General features: G+C 71.0%; 21 protein-coding genes. 11 read left to right on the plus strand and 10 right to left on the minus strand.

What is annotated here, in order from left to right; translation table 11 throughout:
* Nucleotides 1–79: 79 nt before the first annotated feature.
* A complete protein-coding gene (locus NE236_RS03895; RefSeq protein ID WP_252840378.1) occupies nucleotides 80–502 on the plus strand; it encodes a MerR family transcriptional regulator in 423 nt (140 codons plus the stop codon).
* On the opposite strand, the gene NE236_RS03900 is transcribed toward NE236_RS03895, so the two are convergent.
* Both NE236_RS03900 and NE236_RS03905 read right to left on the minus strand, forming a co-directional pair.
* Nucleotides 499–1,794: an alpha-amylase family protein gene (locus NE236_RS03900; RefSeq protein WP_252840379.1), complete on the minus strand. Its 1,296-nt coding sequence runs from the start codon at nucleotides 1,792–1,794 to the stop codon at nucleotides 499–501. The genes NE236_RS03895 and NE236_RS03900 overlap by 4 nt on opposite strands.
* An 11-nt stretch (nucleotides 1,795–1,805) precedes the next feature.
* Nucleotides 1,806–2,306: a MarR family winged helix-turn-helix transcriptional regulator gene (locus NE236_RS03905; protein ID WP_252840380.1), complete on the minus strand. Its 501-nt coding sequence runs from the start codon at nucleotides 2,304–2,306 to the stop codon at nucleotides 1,806–1,808.
* A gap of 29 nt (nucleotides 2,307–2,335) precedes the next feature.
* Between NE236_RS03905 and NE236_RS44295 the strand changes: the two genes are divergently transcribed.
* Complete coding sequence (locus NE236_RS44295; RefSeq protein ID WP_252840381.1) at nucleotides 2,336–3,946, plus strand: FUSC family protein; 1,611 nt, start codon at nucleotides 2,336–2,338, stop codon at nucleotides 3,944–3,946.
* A 414-nt stretch (nucleotides 3,947–4,360) separates the two neighbouring features.
* Here NE236_RS44295 and NE236_RS03915 read toward each other — a convergent pair whose 3' ends face one another.
* Nucleotides 4,361–5,506, minus strand: coding sequence for an RNA polymerase sigma factor (locus NE236_RS03915; protein WP_252840527.1), 1,146 nt, complete (start codon nucleotides 5,504–5,506; stop codon nucleotides 4,361–4,363).
* Between the two features lie 8 nt (nucleotides 5,507–5,514).
* Entirely contained in the window at nucleotides 5,515–5,922 is a 408-nt protein-coding gene (locus tag NE236_RS03920) for a YciI family protein (RefSeq protein WP_252840382.1), read from the minus strand.
* Between the two features lie 343 nt (nucleotides 5,923–6,265).
* Here NE236_RS03920 and NE236_RS03925 point away from each other — a divergent pair, with 343 nt between their 5' ends.
* The gene (locus NE236_RS03925; RefSeq protein ID WP_252840383.1) at nucleotides 6,266–6,886 is read left to right on the plus strand and encodes a YigZ family protein; all 621 of its coding nucleotides are present in this window, start codon (nucleotides 6,266–6,268) and stop codon (nucleotides 6,884–6,886) included.
* Between the two features lie 79 nt (nucleotides 6,887–6,965).
* Nucleotides 6,966–7,346: a VOC family protein gene (locus tag NE236_RS03930; protein ID WP_252840384.1), complete on the plus strand. Its 381-nt coding sequence runs from the start codon at nucleotides 6,966–6,968 to the stop codon at nucleotides 7,344–7,346.
* A gap of 283 nt (nucleotides 7,347–7,629) precedes the next feature.
* Here the strand turns inward: NE236_RS03930 and NE236_RS03935 are convergent, their stop codons facing one another.
* The 3 genes from NE236_RS03935 to NE236_RS03945 all read right to left on the minus strand — a co-directional run bounded on the left by NE236_RS03935 (nucleotide 7,630) and on the right by NE236_RS03945 (nucleotide 9,742).
* Nucleotides 7,630–8,178 carry a hypothetical protein gene (locus tag NE236_RS03935; RefSeq protein ID WP_252840385.1) on the minus strand — a complete coding sequence of 183 codons (549 nt, stop codon included), beginning with the start codon at nucleotides 8,176–8,178 and terminating at the stop codon, nucleotides 7,630–7,632.
* Between the two features lie 193 nt (nucleotides 8,179–8,371).
* Nucleotides 8,372–9,142, minus strand: a complete 771-nt coding sequence (locus tag NE236_RS03940) for a MerR family transcriptional regulator (protein WP_252840386.1) — start codon at nucleotides 9,140–9,142, stop codon at nucleotides 8,372–8,374.
* Nucleotides 9,143–9,319: 177 nt separating this feature from the next.
* Nucleotides 9,320–9,742 carry a universal stress protein gene (locus NE236_RS03945; RefSeq protein ID WP_252840387.1) on the minus strand — a complete coding sequence of 141 codons (423 nt, stop codon included), beginning with the start codon at nucleotides 9,740–9,742 and terminating at the stop codon, nucleotides 9,320–9,322.
* A 183-nt stretch (nucleotides 9,743–9,925) separates the two neighbouring features.
* Here NE236_RS03945 and NE236_RS03950 point away from each other — a divergent pair, with 183 nt between their 5' ends.
* The 4 genes from NE236_RS03950 to NE236_RS03965 all read left to right on the plus strand — a co-directional run bounded on the left by NE236_RS03950 (nucleotide 9,926) and on the right by NE236_RS03965 (nucleotide 11,489).
* The gene (locus tag NE236_RS03950; protein WP_252840388.1) at nucleotides 9,926–10,387 is read left to right on the plus strand and encodes a cyclic nucleotide-binding domain-containing protein; all 462 of its coding nucleotides are present in this window, start codon (nucleotides 9,926–9,928) and stop codon (nucleotides 10,385–10,387) included.
* A 207-nt stretch (nucleotides 10,388–10,594) separates the two neighbouring features.
* On the plus strand, nucleotides 10,595–10,993 hold the full coding sequence (locus tag NE236_RS43265; protein WP_289849724.1) for a BON domain-containing protein: 399 nt from the start codon (nucleotides 10,595–10,597) through the stop codon (nucleotides 10,991–10,993).
* A gap of 31 nt (nucleotides 10,994–11,024) precedes the next feature.
* Entirely contained in the window at nucleotides 11,025–11,219 is a 195-nt protein-coding gene (locus NE236_RS03960; protein WP_252840390.1) for a nitroreductase family protein, read from the plus strand.
* A gap of 21 nt (nucleotides 11,220–11,240) precedes the next feature.
* Nucleotides 11,241–11,489: a hypothetical protein gene (locus NE236_RS03965; RefSeq protein ID WP_252840391.1), complete on the plus strand. Its 249-nt coding sequence runs from the start codon at nucleotides 11,241–11,243 to the stop codon at nucleotides 11,487–11,489.
* Nucleotides 11,490–11,896: 407 nt separating this feature from the next.
* Here NE236_RS03965 and NE236_RS03970 read toward each other — a convergent pair whose 3' ends face one another.
* Nucleotides 11,897–12,862: an AraC family transcriptional regulator gene (locus NE236_RS03970; protein WP_252840392.1), complete on the minus strand. Its 966-nt coding sequence runs from the start codon at nucleotides 12,860–12,862 to the stop codon at nucleotides 11,897–11,899.
* A gap of 162 nt (nucleotides 12,863–13,024) precedes the next feature.
* Between NE236_RS03970 and NE236_RS44300 the strand changes: the two genes are divergently transcribed.
* From NE236_RS44300 to NE236_RS03990, 3 genes are all read left to right on the plus strand, one after another.
* On the plus strand, nucleotides 13,025–14,779 hold the full coding sequence (locus NE236_RS44300; RefSeq protein WP_308209043.1) for a zinc-binding dehydrogenase: 1,755 nt from the start codon (nucleotides 13,025–13,027) through the stop codon (nucleotides 14,777–14,779).
* 86 nt (nucleotides 14,780–14,865) lie between these two features.
* Entirely contained in the window at nucleotides 14,866–15,300 is a 435-nt protein-coding gene (locus NE236_RS03985) for a DUF6069 family protein (protein ID WP_252840393.1), read from the plus strand.
* A 456-nt stretch (nucleotides 15,301–15,756) separates the two neighbouring features.
* Nucleotides 15,757–16,122 carry a tyrosine-type recombinase/integrase gene (locus tag NE236_RS03990; protein WP_308209044.1) on the plus strand — a complete coding sequence of 122 codons (366 nt, stop codon included), beginning with the start codon at nucleotides 15,757–15,759 and terminating at the stop codon, nucleotides 16,120–16,122.
* A 58-nt stretch (nucleotides 16,123–16,180) separates the two neighbouring features.
* Here the strand turns inward: NE236_RS03990 and NE236_RS03995 are convergent, their stop codons facing one another.
* Nucleotides 16,181–16,618, minus strand: coding sequence for a pyridoxamine 5'-phosphate oxidase family protein (locus NE236_RS03995; RefSeq protein ID WP_252840395.1), 438 nt, complete (start codon nucleotides 16,616–16,618; stop codon nucleotides 16,181–16,183).
* Nucleotides 16,608–17,285, minus strand: coding sequence for a response regulator (locus NE236_RS04000; protein ID WP_252840396.1), 678 nt, complete (start codon nucleotides 17,283–17,285; stop codon nucleotides 16,608–16,610). Before NE236_RS04000 ends, NE236_RS03995 begins: the two co-directional genes overlap by 11 nt.
* Nucleotides 17,286–17,910 lie beyond the last annotated feature (625 nt).

The raw sequence follows: 17,910 nt of genomic DNA on the forward strand, positions 1-17,910 counted from the left end.
TTCTGTTCCGTTCCTACTCGGACCCCACGCTGACGGCACGGGTTCGGCCGGTCCGGCGGCACGCCCTACGCTGGGCGGCATGCCGGAGACCTCATCGGACCTGACGATCGGGCAGGTCGCCGAGCGGACGGGCCTGAGTGTGCACGCGCTGCGCTTCTACGAGCGCGAGGGCGTCCTGGTCGATCCGGTCCGGCGCGACCCGGGCGGCCGCCGGGTCTACAGCGAGAACGACGTGGAGTGGCTGACCGTCTGCGTCATCCTGCGCGCCTCGGGGATGCCGCTGCCCGACATCCGCCGCTACACCGAGCTCGTCCGCGAAGGGGACGGCAACGAGGAGGAGCGCCTCACCCTCCTGCGCCGGCATCGAGAACGCGTGACCGCCCAGATCGGCGACCTCACCCGGTGCCTCGACCTGGTCGATTACAAGGCCGGCGTGTACGAGGACCTCCTCGCCGAGCGGACCGGTCCGTGCCGGCCCGCGGGCGCGGGACCGGCCGCCTAACCACGCGTCGCGATCGCCCAGCCGGCCGCCGGCAGGCTCACCCGCGACCCCTCGATCCGCCCGGCCCCCGCCGCGTGCCGCCACTCGCCCGCCGGCAGGTCGGCCTGGGCGGGCGCGTCGGCGGCGTTCAACGCGACCGCCACTCCCCGGTCCTGGTCCCCGGCCGTGTAGACCATCAGGGTGTTCGTCAGCGTCGTCACCGTCGTACGGGCGCGGACCAGCCACGGATGCCGCCGCCGGAACCCGATGAGGTCCTGGTGGAGCCGGTAGTGCGGGCGGCCGTGCCCGGCCAGCAGGCCCGGGTCGCCGGGAAACTCCGGGCGTATCGCGTCGTCACCGCCCTCCCGCTCCTCCTTGACCCCGCCGAACGCCTGCTCGTCACCCGAATAGACCGCCGGGATCCCCCCGACCGTGCACAAGATCACCAGGGCGTGTTCCAGATGACGCCGGTCCAGCAGGCGGCTGGCGATGCGGGTCACGTCGTGGTTGCCGACGAACGTGTGCGGCGCGAACGTCTCCAGCAGCGCGTTGTGCCGGTCCAGGGCCCAGGCCAGCTCGTACAGGTTCCGGTCGTTGAGCGAACTCCAGATCGCCTTCCACAGCTCGTACTGGGTGACCGAGTCCAGCCCGCCGGTGGTGACATAAGAGGCGTAGTCGCCGTGGATGACCTCGCCCACCAGCCACGCGCCGGGAAACCGGGCCCGCACCCGATCGGTCACCGTACGCCAGAACGACGGCGGCACGGCGTACGCGGCGTCCAGCCGCCAGCCGGCGATGCCGCGCTCGAGCCAGTGCGTCATCACGCCGGCCACGTAGTCGGCGACCTCGGGTTCGTCGTGGTCGAGCGCGACGAGACGATGGTGGCCCTCGAAGGTCCGGTAGTCGCCGTCGGGGGTGGCGCGGAACCAGGAGGCGTACCGCGAGTCCGCGCCGTGCGCGGCCACGTCGGCGAAGGCGGGGAACCCGCGGCCGACGTGGTTGAACACCCCGTCGAGCAGCACCTTCACCCCGCGTTGTGACGCCTGCGCGACCAGGCGGAGCAGGTCCTCCTCCTCGCCGAGCCGCGGATCGACGCGGAAGTGGTCGACGGTGTCGTAGCCGTGCGTCTGCGAGGCGAACACCGGGCCGAGCGCGAGCCCGTTGCAGCCCAGGGCGATGAGGTAGTCCAGCCAGTTCGCCAGGCGGGACAGCCGGGGCACGGGCGGCGCGGACGGAGGCAGGGCCTGGCGTTCGGCCCCGGTGAAGCCGAGGGGGTACACGTGCCACCAGACGGCGTGTTCGGACCAGTGCATGGAAGATCCCGTCAGTGAGCGGCAGGTCGGTCACCGGCGCCCGGCCGGGCCGGGTGCCGGGCGGGACGGGGCGGGTCGTCGGCGAGCCGGTCCATCAGCGCCCCGGCCAGCCGCAGCACCTGGCGCTCGGTGTCCGACAGCCCGGCCATGGCCGAGGCCAGCCACGCGTCGCGCTCGGCCATGTCGCGGGCCAGCGCGGTGGTCCCCGCCGGGGTGATGGCCAGCACCGACTGGCGGCGGTCGCGTTCGTCCCGGATCCGCGTCATCAGGCCCGCCTGCTCCAGCTCGGCGAAGACGCGGGTGAGGGACTGCGGCCGCTGGTGCTCGGCGGCGGCCAGCTCCCCGGCGGTGGCCGGGCCGTGCCGGTGCAGGTGGCTCAGGACACCGAGCTTGTTCACGCTGAGCGCCTCCGGGGAGCGCTCGGCGCGCAGCCGCCGTCCGAGGCGGATGACGCCCTGGCGGACCTGCGCGGCGCTCTGCACGAGCGCGGCGTCCTCGTAGCCCTTGGTCATATTGCTACGCTATCACTTACTATACTGGCGTGAGCGAGACGAGATTTCGCCGGTCCACGCCCTTCATATCGTACATATCGCGTAGCATTCTGTGCTGCGTCACCGCCGCGCGACGCTCGGACCCGGGTCTGGCGGCACTGCGGGCGGCGGCCGTCGCCATGACCGCGACGCCGGCGGCGTACGGGTCGGCGCTGCTCCTCGAACACGCCGCGCACCTGCACGTCGACGTCCTCGTCCAGGCAGTCGCGCTGACACTGACCCTGTCGCGCACCGGATCCACCGCCGACACGGCCGACCGGATCATCACCCTGGCGGTCCTGCCACCGGTGGCCGTCGCGGCGGCCGAGACCTCCTCCCTCATGTCCGGCCATCCCGCCGTCGGCGACACCGTCTTCACCGCACTGATCTGCGCCACGATCGCGGTCCGGCGGTTCGGGCCGCGAGCGACCCGCGCCGGGACCCTCGCGGTACTGCCGCTGATCGCGGTGCTCGTCGTGCAGACGCCCGGCGGTCCCCCCTCCGGCCACGACCGGGACCTGTGGGCGGCGCTCGTCGCGCTGATCGCCGCGTTCTGGGGACTCACCACCCGGTGGGCCGCGGACCGCACCGGGTTCACCCGCCCGGCCACGGCGTACACGCCACCGGCGCCGGCCCGCGCGAGCGGCGGGCTACGGCCGTCCGCGAGCACCCGGATGAGCCTGCAGATGGGCGGTGCCGTGGGCGCCGGATTCGCCGCCGGCCACCTGGCGTTCTCCGCGCACTGGACCTGGGTGGTCCTCACCGCGTTCGTCGTGTGCAGCGGGGCGAGGGGACGCGCGGACGTCCTCCACAAGGGCGTACTGCGCACCGTGGGCGCGGCGGCCGGCACCGCGGCCGCCACGGTGATCGCCGGCATGTTCGGCGCACACGACTCCCGCTCGATCATCGTCATCTTCGCGGTCCTCGCCGTGGCCACCTGGCTGCGGCCCTTCGGTTACGCCTACTGGGCCGGATGCGTCACCGCGGTACTGGCCCTGCTCTACGGCTACTTCGGCCAGTCGGCCCCCGACCTGCTGGCCACCCGCCTGGAGGCGATCGTCGTCGGCGCCGTGCTCGGGGTCGCGGCGTCCTGGCTGATCCTGCCGGTCCGGTCCATCGACGTGCTGCGTCGCCGCACCGCCGACGCGCTGGCCGCCCTGGGGGAGTTCCTGTCGGCCGCGCGCCGCGACCCGGGCCGGCTCTCCGACCACCAGGTCAGGTTCGACGCCGGCGTGCGGCGGCTCGAGCAGATCGCCGGACCGCTGCGCGCCCACCGCAGGCTCCGCCGCACCGGCCGTCCCCACCCCGCCGACGCGATCGACGCCGTACGACGGTGCGCCGGGCCGGTCCACACCATCGCGCGCTGCGCCGCCGAGCACGGCGACGTGCTGGCCGCCCCCGACATCCTCCGCCTGAACGCCGCCGTCGCCGCCGACCTGACCCAAGCCCGCTGCGCCGTCGGCCGCCGGGCCGACCCCGGCCACCGCCCGGCCGCGGTGGGGGAGGAGGCGGCACCCGCCTCGCCGGACGCCCCACCCGCCGACCGCGTCCGTACGGCGCTGATCGAGCTGGACACCGCCCTGCGGAGCCTGCCGGAGATCTTCACCCCGCCCGGTGGGTGAGGGCACCGGGCCGCGCACATCGGCATCTTCGCGTATGCCGGATACGAATCACCACTTCAGACACCGCGACGGACACCGGGTGTGAGTAGTTGAGGTACAGGAAATCCCAGTGAGATTGATCTTGCGTCGCTTTGCGGGCCGATGGCGACACGAAGTTCTGCCGGCTCAACCGTGCGTGCGAGGTGGACGGACTTGTCCTCTCGTACGAAGGGGTGCCCCATGACGGTCGCGGTGTGCCAGCCGCCGACCGGGGCGACACCAAGTCACCACGCCTCCAGCGCACATGTCGTCGCAGCTGAGTTTCCCCGCCGGCAACGCGTTTGCAGCTGGTCTTGACCCGCCTACTCACTGTGAGGCGACCGCTCTGGCCACAGGGGCGTGCCCAGTGCCGCGGGATAATCCGAGCGCGACCCGTCAGCGACATCGGCGGGCGTTGAGCCGGGCGGCCTGGCGCGTCAGGTGGTCGCGCTCGGCGAGGTTGGGTGCCTTGTGGGCCGCCTCGGCGTACAGCCGTGCCGCCGTCGCCAGGTCGCCGCCGCGCTCGTGAAGGTACGCCGCCACCGCGGCGTGGCGGGGCAGTGAGTCGTCCAGCGCCACGAGCGCCGCCAGGCCGGCGCGCGATCCGTCGGCCTCGCCGACGGCCACCGCGCGGTTGAGCCGGACGACCGGGCTGTCGGTCAGGCGCGCGAGCTCGTCGTACCACTCGACGATCTGCACCCAGTCAGTCTCCTCGGCGGTGGGCGCGTCAGCGTGGAGTGCCGCGATGGCGGCCTGGGCCTGGAACTCGCCCAGCCGGTCGCGTGCGAGGGCCGCCTGCAGGATCTCGACGCCCTCGGCGATCGACTCAGTGTCCCACCGGCCGCGGTCCTGCTCGGCGAGCGGCACCAGGCTGCCGTCGGGCGCGGTCCGGGCGGCGCGCCGGGCGTGGTGGAGCAGCATGAGGGCGAGCAGCCCCGCCACCTCGGGGTGGTCGATCGCGGCCGCGAGCTGCCGGGTGAGCCGGATGGCCTCGGCGGCGAGGTCGACGTCGCCGGAGTAGCCCTCGTTGAAGACCAAGTAGAGGACGCGCAGCACGGTGGCGACGTCGCCGGGCTGGTCGAACCGCACGCCGGAGACGGCGCGCTTGGCCCGGCTGATGCGCTGCGCCATGGTCGCCTCGGGCACCAGGTAGGCCTGGGCGATCTGGCGGGTGGTCAGCCCGCCGACGGCGCGCAGCGTGAGCGCGACCGCGGACGACGGCGTCAGCGACGGGTGGGCGCACAGGAAGTAGAGCTGGAGCGTGTCGTCCACCGCGGGCGAGGGCCCGGGCGCCGGCTCCTCGTCGACGAGGTCCTCACGCCGGCGGCGGGCGGCGTCCGCCCGGGTCGCGTCGAGGAACCGGCGCCAGGCCACGGTGACCAGCCAGCCCTTCGCATCCCGCGGCTGGTCGGCCGGCCAGCCGCGGACCGCCTCGACCAGCGCGTCCTGCACGGCGTCCTCGGCCGCCGCGAAGTCGGCTCCGCGGCGGACGAGGATCCCGAGCACGCTCGGCGTGAGGCTCCTCAGCAGGGCCTCGTTCATCGATGAGGTCATTCCGTGATGGTGGGCGGCGCGGCCAGGAACGGGCGCACCTCGAGCCACTCGTGGATCGGCTTCCCGCCCGCCCCAGGGGCGGCCGACAGTTCCCCGGCCAGCGAGATGGCGCGCTCGTAGCTGTCGACGTCGATGATCATCCAGCCGGCGATGAGGTCCTTGGTCTCCGCGAACGGTCCGTCGGTGACCGGCGGGCGCCCCTCACCGTCGTAGCGGACCCACGCTCCCTCGGGGGCGAGCGCCTGACCGTCAACGAACTCGCCTGTCTTCTCCAGCCGGGCCGCGAAGTCGTTCATGTACTGCACATGCGCCGAAATCTCCTCCGGGCTCCACTGGTCCATGGGCACGTCGTTGACCGAAGCCGGGGCGCCGCGGTAGTGCTTCAGCAGCAGGTACTTGGCCATCGTGGTTCTCCTCGGTGCTCGTGCGACCCATTGTGGTCGCGTTCACCCCGGGGACGGAGCCGGACGCGGGTTCTCGACATCGCCGTCCGATTTTTTTTGGGGCTCTCGTGGATGAGCCTGGGTGAGCCGTCTCGCGGTGCCCCAGCGGCGCCCCTGGCCGGTGTGCTGGCCGACCATGATCAATCTCACCGGGACTTCCTGTACCGCAACTACTCACGCCCGGACACGATGACGTTGCGGTGAAGCAGCACCGGCGGATCGGCACGGCGAGGCAGCGGCCGTTACCGTCCGTGGCGTCCATGCGGCCCCCGCAGGCGGCGCCCCCTCTACCGTGGGAGGCGATATGCGCACCATCAAGCACTCCGGCGTCCACGAACTGGAGATCCGCCGGTCCAGGTTCATCTGCGCCCTCGCCCGCGTAGTCACCGAGGACGACGCACACGCGTTCATCGCCGAGCGCCGCCGCACCCACCGCGACGCCACGCACAGCTGCACCGCCTATGTCCTGGGCGAGCACGGGGAGATCACGCGCAACAGCGACGACGGAGAACCGGCCGGCACCGCCGGCCTGCCGATGCTGGAGGTCCTGGCCCGCCGCGGCCTGACCGGCGTGACCGCAGTGGTGACCCGGTACTTCGGCGGCGTCAAGCTCGGCGCGGGCGGCCTGGTCCGCGCCTACGGCCAGGCGGTGGCCGAGACGATCGACGCGGTCGGGATGGTCGAGCGCCGCCCCGTCGTCACCGTCACCGTCACCGTCGGACACGAGCGGGCCGGCCGGCTCCAGCGGGACCTGCACGCCTCCCCGTACCCGCCCACCGGCGCCCGCTACGGTCCCCGCGCCGAGATGGACGTCGCCGTGCCGGAGGCGGAGCTGGCGGTGTTCGAGGCGTGGGTCGCGGCGGCCACCGGTGGACAGGCCTCCCTCCGCCGGGGCGCCCGGACCCTCGTCGACACGGACCTGTGACCGCGCCGGAAGACTGCCAGAAGATGTCAGGTATCTCCGGGATCATCGGACCATCACCGACGAACGAAAGGCGGTACCCATGACCGCGATCGCTTCTCTCGCCATGGTCAACCTCGACTGCGCCGATCCCGGGGCGCTCGCCGAGTTCTACCACCAGGTCCTCGGCATGCCGATCACCTACAGCGACGGCACGTACGCCATGATCGGCGACGGGGCGACCAACGTCGGCTTCGGCCGCGTGGACGGCTATCGGCCGCCGAACTGGCCCGACACGGACTCCTCCAAGCGTTACCACCTCGACCTGTACGCCGACGACCTGGACGAGGCCGAGGCCCGCTGCGTGAAACTGGGCGCCTCCCGGCCCGACTTCCAGCCGGGCGGCGACCGCTGGCGGGTGCTGCTCGACCCGGCCGGTCACCCATTCTGCGTCTGCCTCCGCCCCGACAACGACGCCTCCTGACCACCGCCGCTCGGAACGGCGCCCGGCCGGGCAGCGCCGGCCCGGCCGAGACTTCTCGGCGGACGGGCAAACCCACGCCCGACGCCGTACCCCGTTCCGTCCCACCGTGACCCTGACAAGCCCGTTGTGGGCGCCGTCCGCCCGCGCCCGCCGGGCCGTGCGGACGGCGCCCACCGTACGCGGCATCGAGCCGCGTACGACAGGCGCCGTCCGCGAACCCGAGCACCGGGCAGACCGGCAGGAAGCCACCGAGACCACCGCGGGCTTCGGATTCCGCGGGCCCTCACGGATCGCGGGTCGTCCGCCAGGCACCCAGGGCGAGGAAGACCACCAGATCGAGGGCCAGGTCCAGCCACGCGATCCCCATCGAGGGCAGCCGGGCGGCGTGCGGGCCGCCCGGTGGAGTGGCCCTGGTCAACACGTCCGCGGCGTTGGCCAGCAACAGGTGATCGGGCAGGTAGGACCAGCTCTCCAACGCACGGGCGACGGGCCAGGCCAAGAAGGTAAGCGCGAACATCGCCGCGTCCCGCCCGCCGCGTGCCGGAGCAGGCCACCCAGTCCCAGGCTCACCAGTGTCAGCACGCACAGGAACAGAACTGATCAACAGCACCCCGAAAGCGAGCTGGCCGAGCTGTCCGCCGTTGAACGTCTCGGAGACCGCGTCGAAGCCCGCCCTGTCGGCGGCGGTCATCGTCGCCCGGTGATGCGCGACCGAAAAGGTGTCCAGAACGCCTAACCCGATCGCCAGCAGCGCCGCGACGCCGAGCGCCGCATACGTCCAGCGGACCGACCGGAGCTTCATCCATTCGGCCCGCAGCAGACCCCGGATCATGACTCCGCCCGGACGGCCCCGTCGGTCAGCCTCAAATACGCCTCCTCCAGAGACGCGCCGTCTCCGTGAAGTCGGCCACGCTCATGTTGGCGATCACGCACCTCATGAGCGAGATGGCGCTGACCGCCGATCACCTCATCGTGATCGGCCGCGGCCGTTTTTGTCGCTCTGCGGCCGGGGTGCCGGACCGCCGTCAGAGGTGCGGGATGGGGACACCCGCGGAGCGGAGCTTGGTCTCGATAAGATCGGCCATCCGGGCCCCGGCTGGTGACTGATTGCCAAAGCGGCTGATGAGCCGGTACCGGGTCGCGGCCTCGGTGCGGGCTTGCAGGCCGGTCACGGTCTTCAGCTGTGCGGGGTTGGCGAGGTAGTGGTCGGCCATGGCGGTGGCGAGCTTGGCGATGCGCGGGTCGTCCGGTTCCCAGGCCGCGGCTTCGGCGCCGCGCTTGATCAAGGCGACGAACCGGGTGTCTTGCAGGGCGTGCTCGACATGGTTGAGGTAGTCGTCGAAACCTTCTGGGACCAGGGCCTTGGCCAGCACCCAGCCCTCCCTGGTGGCCGCCACCTCGTCCGCGGTGAAGCCGAGGCCGGCCATCCGCTCCAGCAGCGCCACAGCGCGGTCGGGCAGCAGAGCCCGGTCGCCATCGGCGAGCCGGTGCAGCGTGTCAAGCCGCGCGATCAACTTCTCGATCCGTTCGGTGAGCTGCCGCTCGACGTCGGCGAGCGCGGCGGCGAACAGCGCGGCGTCGGCGCCGAACAGGGGCCCGATCTCGGCCAGCGGCACCCCAGCGGCGGCCATCGTCCGGACCTGCACCAGCCGCAACAGGTCGGCCGATCCGTACCGCCGGTAACCGGAGCTGTCGCGTTCCGGCTCCTCGACCAGGCCGAGCTTGTGGTAGTGCCGCACCGTCTTCACCGTGACGCCGACGAATGCCGCCGCCTGCCCGATCGTGACTCCGTTCATCTGCAAATCCTGCCTTGTGCTCAAGCTCGGCGACTACGCAGACCACAGAGCATGTGGACGGGCCACGCCGAGCTCGCCCCGCTCGGCGTGGCCCGGTCGCCGAAACCGCGCCACCGCCAGGTCCGAGACATGAGGACGGAGACGCCCCCGCCACACGGCCGGGCACCACACCGGCGCTCACGCGTCCTGGCGGGTCTCACCCTCACAGACGATCACCTCGCACGGTGACGTCGACAGGACCGCCGGGACCGTATCACCACCGAGCGGGTCGCCGTTACGGGAGTTCAGCCGCGCACCGACCACCAGCACCTCGGCCCGCTCGGCCAGCCGCGCCAGCTCCTCGCCGGGCTCGCCGCGCGCGATCCGCAGCCGCGTCGTCACGTGCTGGGAGCGGGGGAGGAGCCGGGCGACCTGCTCGCGCAGCCGCAACCATGCCCGGCCCCACCGCCACAACCCCTCGGACGCCGGGACGACCTGGACCACGTCCAGACGGGCATGCCGGCGCTGGGCCTCCGCCGCCGCCCGATGCAGCGCCGCGACCGAGTTGGGGGAACCGTCGAAACCCGTGATCACATATCTGGGTCCCGGAACAACGTGCATGACGACCTCCTCGTGTCACCACCCACGATCGCCGCCGCCGGCCCCACAGGAGAGAGCCGAGCGGCCCCGGCCGGCGGGACCTTCGGCCCTTCTGAGCCCACACCGGCCCCACGGACGCTGAAAGAGCGGCGACGATCCCGCCCACGGGCACCCGCCCGCACCTTCAAAAGGAGATGAACGACCATGATGACGTTGCCGGGAACGGCCCTGGCGGGCCATGAGTTCTTCCGGGGAATGCCCGCACGGCACGTCGACAGGCTGGCCATGGCCGCCCACTACGCGGACCAGCCGGCCGGGCACCGCTTCTTCGAGGAAGGGGGCCGCGCCGACCGGTTCTGGCTCATCCAGGCCGGCCGCGTCACCCTCGACCTGCGCATCCCCGGCCGCGGCCTGGTCATCATCGAATCACTCGGCCGGGGCACCGTGCTGGGATGGTCCTGGCTGTTCCCGCCGTACGAATGGCGGTTCGGAGCGGTCGCCGCCGAACCCGTCCGCGCGATCGTGCTGGACGGCCGTACGGTACGGGCCCTGTGCGTCACCGACCCGGCCCTGGGCTTCGAGCTGACCCGCCGGTTCACCGCCATCCTGCTCGACCGCCTGCACAACACCCGGCTGCGGCTGCTCGACCGATGCGCCCACCCCTGACGGCCCGCAGCTCCCCGAAGTACCAGCCGGAGCAAGATCACCAGCCGATCACGAAACGCCTCCAGCCTCAGAGCACCGGCCACACCCACCCACCGGCCGACGCCCACCACGTTCCACCGATCACCGGAACACGCCGGCGTACCGCCACCAGAACCGCCCCCTGCGGATCCCGCCCCCGGCCTGTCACCACACCCGGCACAACAGGCGATGGCCGAAGGCCCTCCCGCTCGGGACCTTCGCCACTGCCACCCCAACCCACCGCCGGGAAACCTCGATGGGGGACGACCGCCACGGGACGGAGCCACAGATGCCCACCACCATCGACACGCCACCGGTCAGCACACCGCACCCTGGCGGCGCACCGACGAGGACATCCGCCAGGAGATCATGCGGGACGTCATCGAGGACACTCCCGCCCTCGGCCCCGACCCGTTCACCGTCACCGTCGCCCAGGGAACGGTGACCCTCCGCGGAACCGTGCGGCACCGCTCCACCGCCGAGGCCCTCCAGCAGGCCATCGAAGCCGTCGACGGCGTCATCGCCGTCGAGGACCACCTGCGATACCGCTGGGACGACACCCGCCCGACCCCACCGGCGTACCTGTGACCATCGGCCCCGCCCGAAACGAGGACCCATCATGGACACCACCACCGCCCTGCCCGACGACATCGCCCGGCACCTGGTCGACGCCGCCGTCTGGGCACCGCCGGTGCACAACGCCCAGCCCTGGTCGTTCGGCGTGCGCGACACGACCGTCACTTCGCCCGCGGCCAAGGCTGGGGCCTGCCAGTCACCGAACACCCGGGCGGCCCCGGCACGACCCCCGGCGTGACCGCCGTCGTGATGACCCGCGGTGACGGACGCGCGGACCGCCTGCGCGCCGGCCAGGCACTGCAACGGATTCTGCTGCGCGCCGCCGAAGACGGCGTCTCGGCCGCATTCCACACCCAGGCCCTGGAACTGCCCGAACTACGGGAACTCGTCCGCGCCCGCTTCTGCGGCGGCGACCACCCCCCGGCTGATCCTGCGCCTGGGCCACGCCGACGGCACCCCCGCGACCGTACGGCACCCGGCCGCCGACGTCACCCACGACCGGCCCTGACCGGCGCCGTGCGGCCCCCCGCCCGCGGAGGCCGCACGGCACTCCGGGAATCGGCCTGTCTGTAAGGCTCGTGACACCAGCCGCAAACGACGGCGTTTTCCCTGGTCAAGGGCATGCTCGTTGAGCTGAGGCTACCGACGAAGGTCCGTGAACCTGCGAGGATCTCGAGACGAAGCCGCAGAGGTTCCACGCTTAAGGGAGATCATTTTTCCGCCGTCCGGTAAGGCTGCTACTGCCGCCAGCTGTGAGTTCGTCTTGGGTAGGCGCGGTCGGTGGCGGTCGTTGGGGGAGCCCTAACGCCGGTGAGCAAGCTGCCACGGAGTACAAACGGTGGTGTTCTCCCAGGTAACCCTCTGCCGAGCTGGTGGTGGCGGTGTTCTGGAGCCGGGCCGCTGGCTGGGGCGTGGTTACGCCGAGTTCTGTTCTTCGTTCCGGGCGCCCGCTTGGTTGTGTCGGCGGTATCTGCCGGGTGCGGTGCCGTACTCCCGTTTGAAGGCGTTGGCGAAGGCGAACTCTGAGGTGTAGCCGATGTGGGCGGCCACCTCGCTGAGTGGGGCGTCGGATTCGTGGAGCAGCCGTGCCGCGGTGGTCATCCGCCACCAGGTCAGGTAGGTGAGGGGTGGTTGGCCGATCATGGCGGTGAACCGCTTGGAGAAGGCAGCGCGGGACAGTCTCGCGTGTGCGGCCAGTGTCTGGACCGTCCAGTGGTGTGCGGGGTCGCGGTGAATGGCGTGCAGCGCGGCGCTTATCGCCGGGTCGGCCAGTGCCGCGGCCCAGCCGGTGACGGTGCCCTGCTCGGGTTGCTCGTCGAACCAGGCTCGCAGGATGTAGAGGAGCAGCATGTCGAGCAGGGCGGGCACGATGGTGTCGGTGCCGAGGCGGGGATGGTCGAGTTCGCTGCCGAGCAGGTCGACGGCGGCGCGGAGTTCGGCGCGGTGCCCGAGGCGGGCGGGCAGGTGAACCATGTCGGGCAGGTCGTCCAGCAGCGGATGGGCGCGGGTCGGGTCGAGTTGGTATCCGCCGCAGAGTGTCATGGTGGGGGTGCCGTGCAGGGGTTGGCCGATGGACGCTGAGGCGTAGAGTTCGGCTTCTTCGAGCGGGTCGCAGTCGGGTTCGGCCAGCGGGGTGGCGGGGCTGTCGGCCAGACCGTATCCGTGCCCGTGGGGAAAGAACACGATGTCGCCGGCGCTCAGCGTGATGGGTGCGCCGCCGGCGGGCGGGGTGAGCCAGCATGTTCCCTGGAGGATCACCTGAAAGCCCGCGGAGCCGAGGGCGGCGGGGAAGCGCTGTCCCCAGGGGGCGTGCCATTGAACGCGCGCTGAACGGGGGTGTCCGGTGCGCATGATGGCGATCACATCGCTGAGCACATCCACAGGCGAAGTCTATCGCTGACATCCTGTGAAGACGGTCGCGTATAAATCGCAGATTTCTACGCATACGAAGTCTCCTGCTGTCCTCGTACGGTTGATCGCGAGCTGATCAATCCTCCGGTCGTGAGTCCGGGGGCCGAGGGCGACCTGGAAGAGGAACCGTTGATGGCACGGCTACGCAAGGTTCTGGTTACTGGGGCGACCGGCACGGTCGGCCGGCAGGTCGTAGCTGCGTTGGCGGACGCAGGAGCCGAGGTTCGGGCGCTAGCCCGCGACCCCGAAGCGGCGCGCCTGCCGGCCGGCGTCCAGGTCATGGGCGGTGATCTGTCCGAGCCGGACACCCTGCATGCGTCCCTGGCCGGAGTCGGGGTGGTGTTCCTGGTCTGGCCTTTTGCTACGGCGGAGGGCGTTACGGCGGTCCTGGATGTAGTCGCCGAGCACGCCCGCCGCGTGGTTTACCTGTCGTCGGCGGCCGTGCGTGAGCACGAGCAGCAGGTCGAGCAGTTGATCGAGGGGTCCGGGCTGGAGTGGACGTTCCTGCGACCACACGTCTTCGCGGCCAACACTCTCAGGTGGGCCGGGCAGATCCGCGTCGAGGGCGTCGTGCGCGCGCCGTACGGGGCGGCCGCCATGTCCCCGCTGCACGAGCGGGACATCGCAGCCGTCGCAGTGCACGCGCTCACCGGCCACGGTCACGCCGGCGCGATCTATGAGCTGACCGGCCCTGAATCACTGACCCAGGCCGAGCAGGTGCACATCATCGGAGAGGTGATCGGCCGCCCAGTGCGCTGGGCCGAGGTCTCGCCGGAGACCGCGCGGCAGCAGATGCTCGCCCGGGGCTGGCCGCCCGCGGCCGTGGACGGCATCCTCGGTGCCCAGGCGGAGATGGTGACCGAAGCGAGGCTGGCCACGTCCACGGTGGAAGAGGTCACCGGCGCGCCGGCGCGCACGTTCCGTACGTGGGTGACCGACCACGCCGGCGCTTTCGGTGACACCATGAAGGCTGCACGCATCCACGAGTACGGCGATGCCGGCGTCATCCGTCATGAGGAGGTGCCGCGGCCGGTGCCCGAGCCGGACGAGGTACTGATCCGAGTCGCCGCGGCCTCCTATAACCCCTCCGACGCCGCGCTCCGTTCCGGGTTCTTGCAGGCGGTACTGCCGGTAGACCTGCCCTACACCCTCGGCTTCGATGTCTCCGGCACGATCACGCAGGTCGGGAGCGACGTCGGCGCGTTCACCGTGGGCGACCGGGTGGTCGGCCGCCTCGACTATGGCGGGGCTGCGGCCGAGTATGTCGCCACCCCCGCCGACGCCCTGGTCAAGGCGCCCGCCACCATCTCGCTGGCTGACGCCGCTGCGATCCCGGTCGCCGCGCTCACCGCCTGGCAGGCGATACACGAGCATGCCCATCTCACCGTGGGACAGCGTGTCCTGATCAACGGCGCGGGCGGAGGCGTCGGCCTGTTCGCCGTTCAGCTCGCCAAGCACACCGGAGCAACGGTGGTCGCCACGGCAAGTGGCCGCAGCGCCGCGGCAGTCCGCACCTACGGCGCCGACCAGATCATCGACTACACCCGCACACCCATCGCTGACGCGCTGGACGGCAGGGTCGACGCCGTCATCAACCTCGCCGCGATCAGCCCCGAGGCAGCCGCGGAGCTTGTTCTGTTGGTCCGGCCTGGCGGCGTCATCGTCTCGATCGCCACGCCAGTCGAGACGCCCGCCGATGCGCAGGTCACCGCCGTCCACTTTGTCGCCCGCAACGACCTCAAACAACTGACCGAGATCGTCGAGCTCATCGACACGGGCGCGCTCATCGTCGATGTCAGCGAATCCCACCCGCTTGCCGACCTCGCGCTCGTCCACCGCAAGAGCGAGGCAGGCCAGACCCACGGCAAGATCACCATCATCCCCTGAGCACAGGACTCGTGCATGGCCCCCTTCCGTGCGCACGCCAGCGACCCGTGTGGCCATCCCCCGATAACGACGAGAGAGAAGCCGTCATGACCTCGATCCACCAGCTGTCCCGGGCCACCACCTCCAGCGCTCGGCGCCGGAGTTTCAGAGCCGCCGCCGTCGGTGGCGCGGGGCTCGCCACCAGCCTGCTCTGGCTCATCGCCCGCACGCTGGGAGCCGATCTGAGAGCCGATCAGCACAACGGACAGGGGCCACAGGTCATCGGTGTTCCCCTCATCCTCGGCTTCACTCTCGTGATCTCTTCGCTCGGCTGGTGTGCGCTTGCCCTGCTGGAGCATTACACCCGGCGGGCCACCATCATCTGGAGCGCGCTCGCCATCTCGATACTTCTGCTGTCCTTCGCGCCGATCCTCCTCGCCGGAGCCAGCACCGGCACCAAGACCACGCTGGCCCTGATCCACCTCACCGTCGCCGCCATCCTCATCCCAGCGCTGCAACGAGACTCACCGAAGGGGTCGTGACGCAACGACCTGAGACACCCAACGATCAGCCCTATGCGCTCTCGCTATGTGAACGCCGTGGGGTGAGGGTCGCGAGGGCTGTAGCGAAGTGCCGAGTTTCTATCGGGCATCGGCATTTCGCGGGTTTCCGGGACGTAGTGATGTGCCTACGCCCAGGATTGACCCGTCTTCGGGGGATCGAAGTGCCGCCACTGGTTCTTGTCGGCACTTTCTGCATGTCGTGCCGTACGCGGCCTTCCAAGGCCGCTTGTCCGCCCCCCAGCGTAGAGAGCGAACCCGTGGCGCGCACCGTCGACGAAGACGAGCTGACCGAGCACTGGACCCTGGTCGGTGAAGAGCTGACCTTGCTGACTGGGAAGCGAGGGCCGATCAAGACCCTGCTCTATACCGGAGTGCGGGTCGCCGAGCTGGTGAAGATCGCATCGAGGACGTCGACCTGGACGCCTGCCGGATCCGATCACCCAACGCAAAGGCGACAAAGACCGATACGTGCCCTTCCCCGCCGCGTTCAAGGAGACCCTCGCCCTGCACCTGGCCGCCACCCGGGACAAGGGCGCGGTCTTCCTGTTCGAATCCTCCTGGAAGAAGCCGAACTCCACCCGCGGCGTCCGCGCGATGCTCTCCCGATACGCCGCCAAGGCCGGCCTGGACCACAACATGCCTCCTCACAAGCTTCGGCATTTCCTGTTCACCTGGCTCAAGACCCAAGGCATCGACGACGCACTCATCCAGCCCTACTCAGGCCACGCCAGCCGCACCTCCCTGGAGATCTACTCAACGAGCATGCCCTTGACCAGGGAGAACGCCGTCGTTTGCGGCTGATGTCACGAGCCTTACAGACAGACCGAATCCCCGGCCCGGCGGCCCGGGGGACCGGACCTCAGGCCACCGACCCGGTCCGCGCCGGGAACCGCCGCCCCGACACCAGCTCAGGAGTGATCGCCAGGTAGCGGCCCCGGTCACCGGGCGCCCACACCCGCAACGCCAAGGCACGCAACCGCGCCAGCTCACCATCCCCCGACACCACGCGCGCCTGCCCGGTCACCACGACGGACCAACCAGCGCCCGACACCGGGTCGAAATCATCGACCTCGAACCCGACGACGGCGTCACGCGTGGCCGCGGCCACCTTGGACCCCTGCACGGTGCGAATGATGATGTCACCGCCGCTGAGCGCGAAGTTCACCGGCTGCACCGCCGGCAGCGCCCGGTCGGTGAACACGATCCGGCCGATCGGGGCCGCGCCCAGCAGCGCGAAACACTCCTCCCGCCCGAGGACCTCCAACCCACCGGAGTCCCGCACGACCTCATTCGGCACGGGACCCGCGGCCCTCCGACGCCTTCAGCTGGGCCACGAACGCGGCCGCCTGCGTACGCCGGCGCATGTCGAGCTTGGCGAACAGATTCGACACGTAGTTCTTCACCGTCTTCTCCGCCAGGAACAGGCGCTCGCCGATCTGCCGGTTCGTCAGGCCCTCACCGATGAGCTCCAGGATCTGACGCTCCTGCGCCGACAGGGCCGCCAGCGGATCCTTACGGGTCTGACGCTCCCGCAGCCGCTGCAGCATCTGCGCGGTACTGCGCGGATCCAGCAGCGACTGCCCGGAGGCCACCGTCCGCACCGCGCTCACCAGATCCGACCCGTGGATCTGCTTGAGCACATATCCCGCCGCACCCGCCATCACCGCGTCGAACAACGCCTCCTCATCGGAGAACGACGTCAGCATCAGGCACGCCACCTCCGGCATCCGCGAACGGATCTCCCGGCACACACTGACACCGTCACCATCGGGCAACCGCACGTCCAGCACCGCCACGTCCGGGCGCGCCGCCGGAATACGCGCCAGCGCCTGCTCGGCACTGCCGGCCTCACCGACGATCTCGATGTCGGACTCGGAGGACAGCAACGCCGCCACCCCCCGCCGGACCACCTCATGATCATCCAGCAAGAACACCCTGACGGTCATATCCGCCTCGCTTCCCATCCCGCGCGACGCTCACCCTAGGCACGATCCCCACCGCGCGACAGGGCGGCACGCCCCCTGCATCAGGGACCAAGGACCCTGTCACTCCGCGGAGACCGGCCCCACGCCGGCCACGACACCACAACCCGACAGTTCCCGCACCGGCATCGGCCAACCCGCGCACCGCACCACGGCGGCGGCCCTCGACCCCGATGCCGCGCCGACCCGGCCACGCCTTCCGCGCATGGCTCGGCGACCACGGGAACCCAGGCGCCGCACACCACGCCATACGGCGAGCCGGGGGAGGGGAGTCCCACACGCCAGCCCCTCCACCCGACCATGACCCGAGACGGCCCATCCAGCATCTGACATGCCTGATCTCCTGACCCACCCGCCCTCCGAAGAGAGCCGATGGCGGGCCATTCCGGGCCGATGGTCCCTGGCCGCGCTCGCCTACGCCTTCGACGACGCCGCCCTGCGAAACGCCGAACTGACCGCCGTCCACCGCGCCACCGACACCGAGGCGCCCGGCATCACCGACGCGATCGAACCGCAACGCGCGCGTTTCCCCGACCTGCCCGCCGAACGGGTCGCCGTAGCCGCCCACCCGGCCGAAGCGCTCATCAACGGCTCCACCCCCTCATCC

Origin of the sequence: Actinoallomurus purpureus (assembly GCF_024055795.1) — a bacterium.
GTDB lineage: Bacteria > Actinomycetota > Actinomycetes > Streptosporangiales > Streptosporangiaceae > Actinoallomurus > Actinoallomurus purpureus.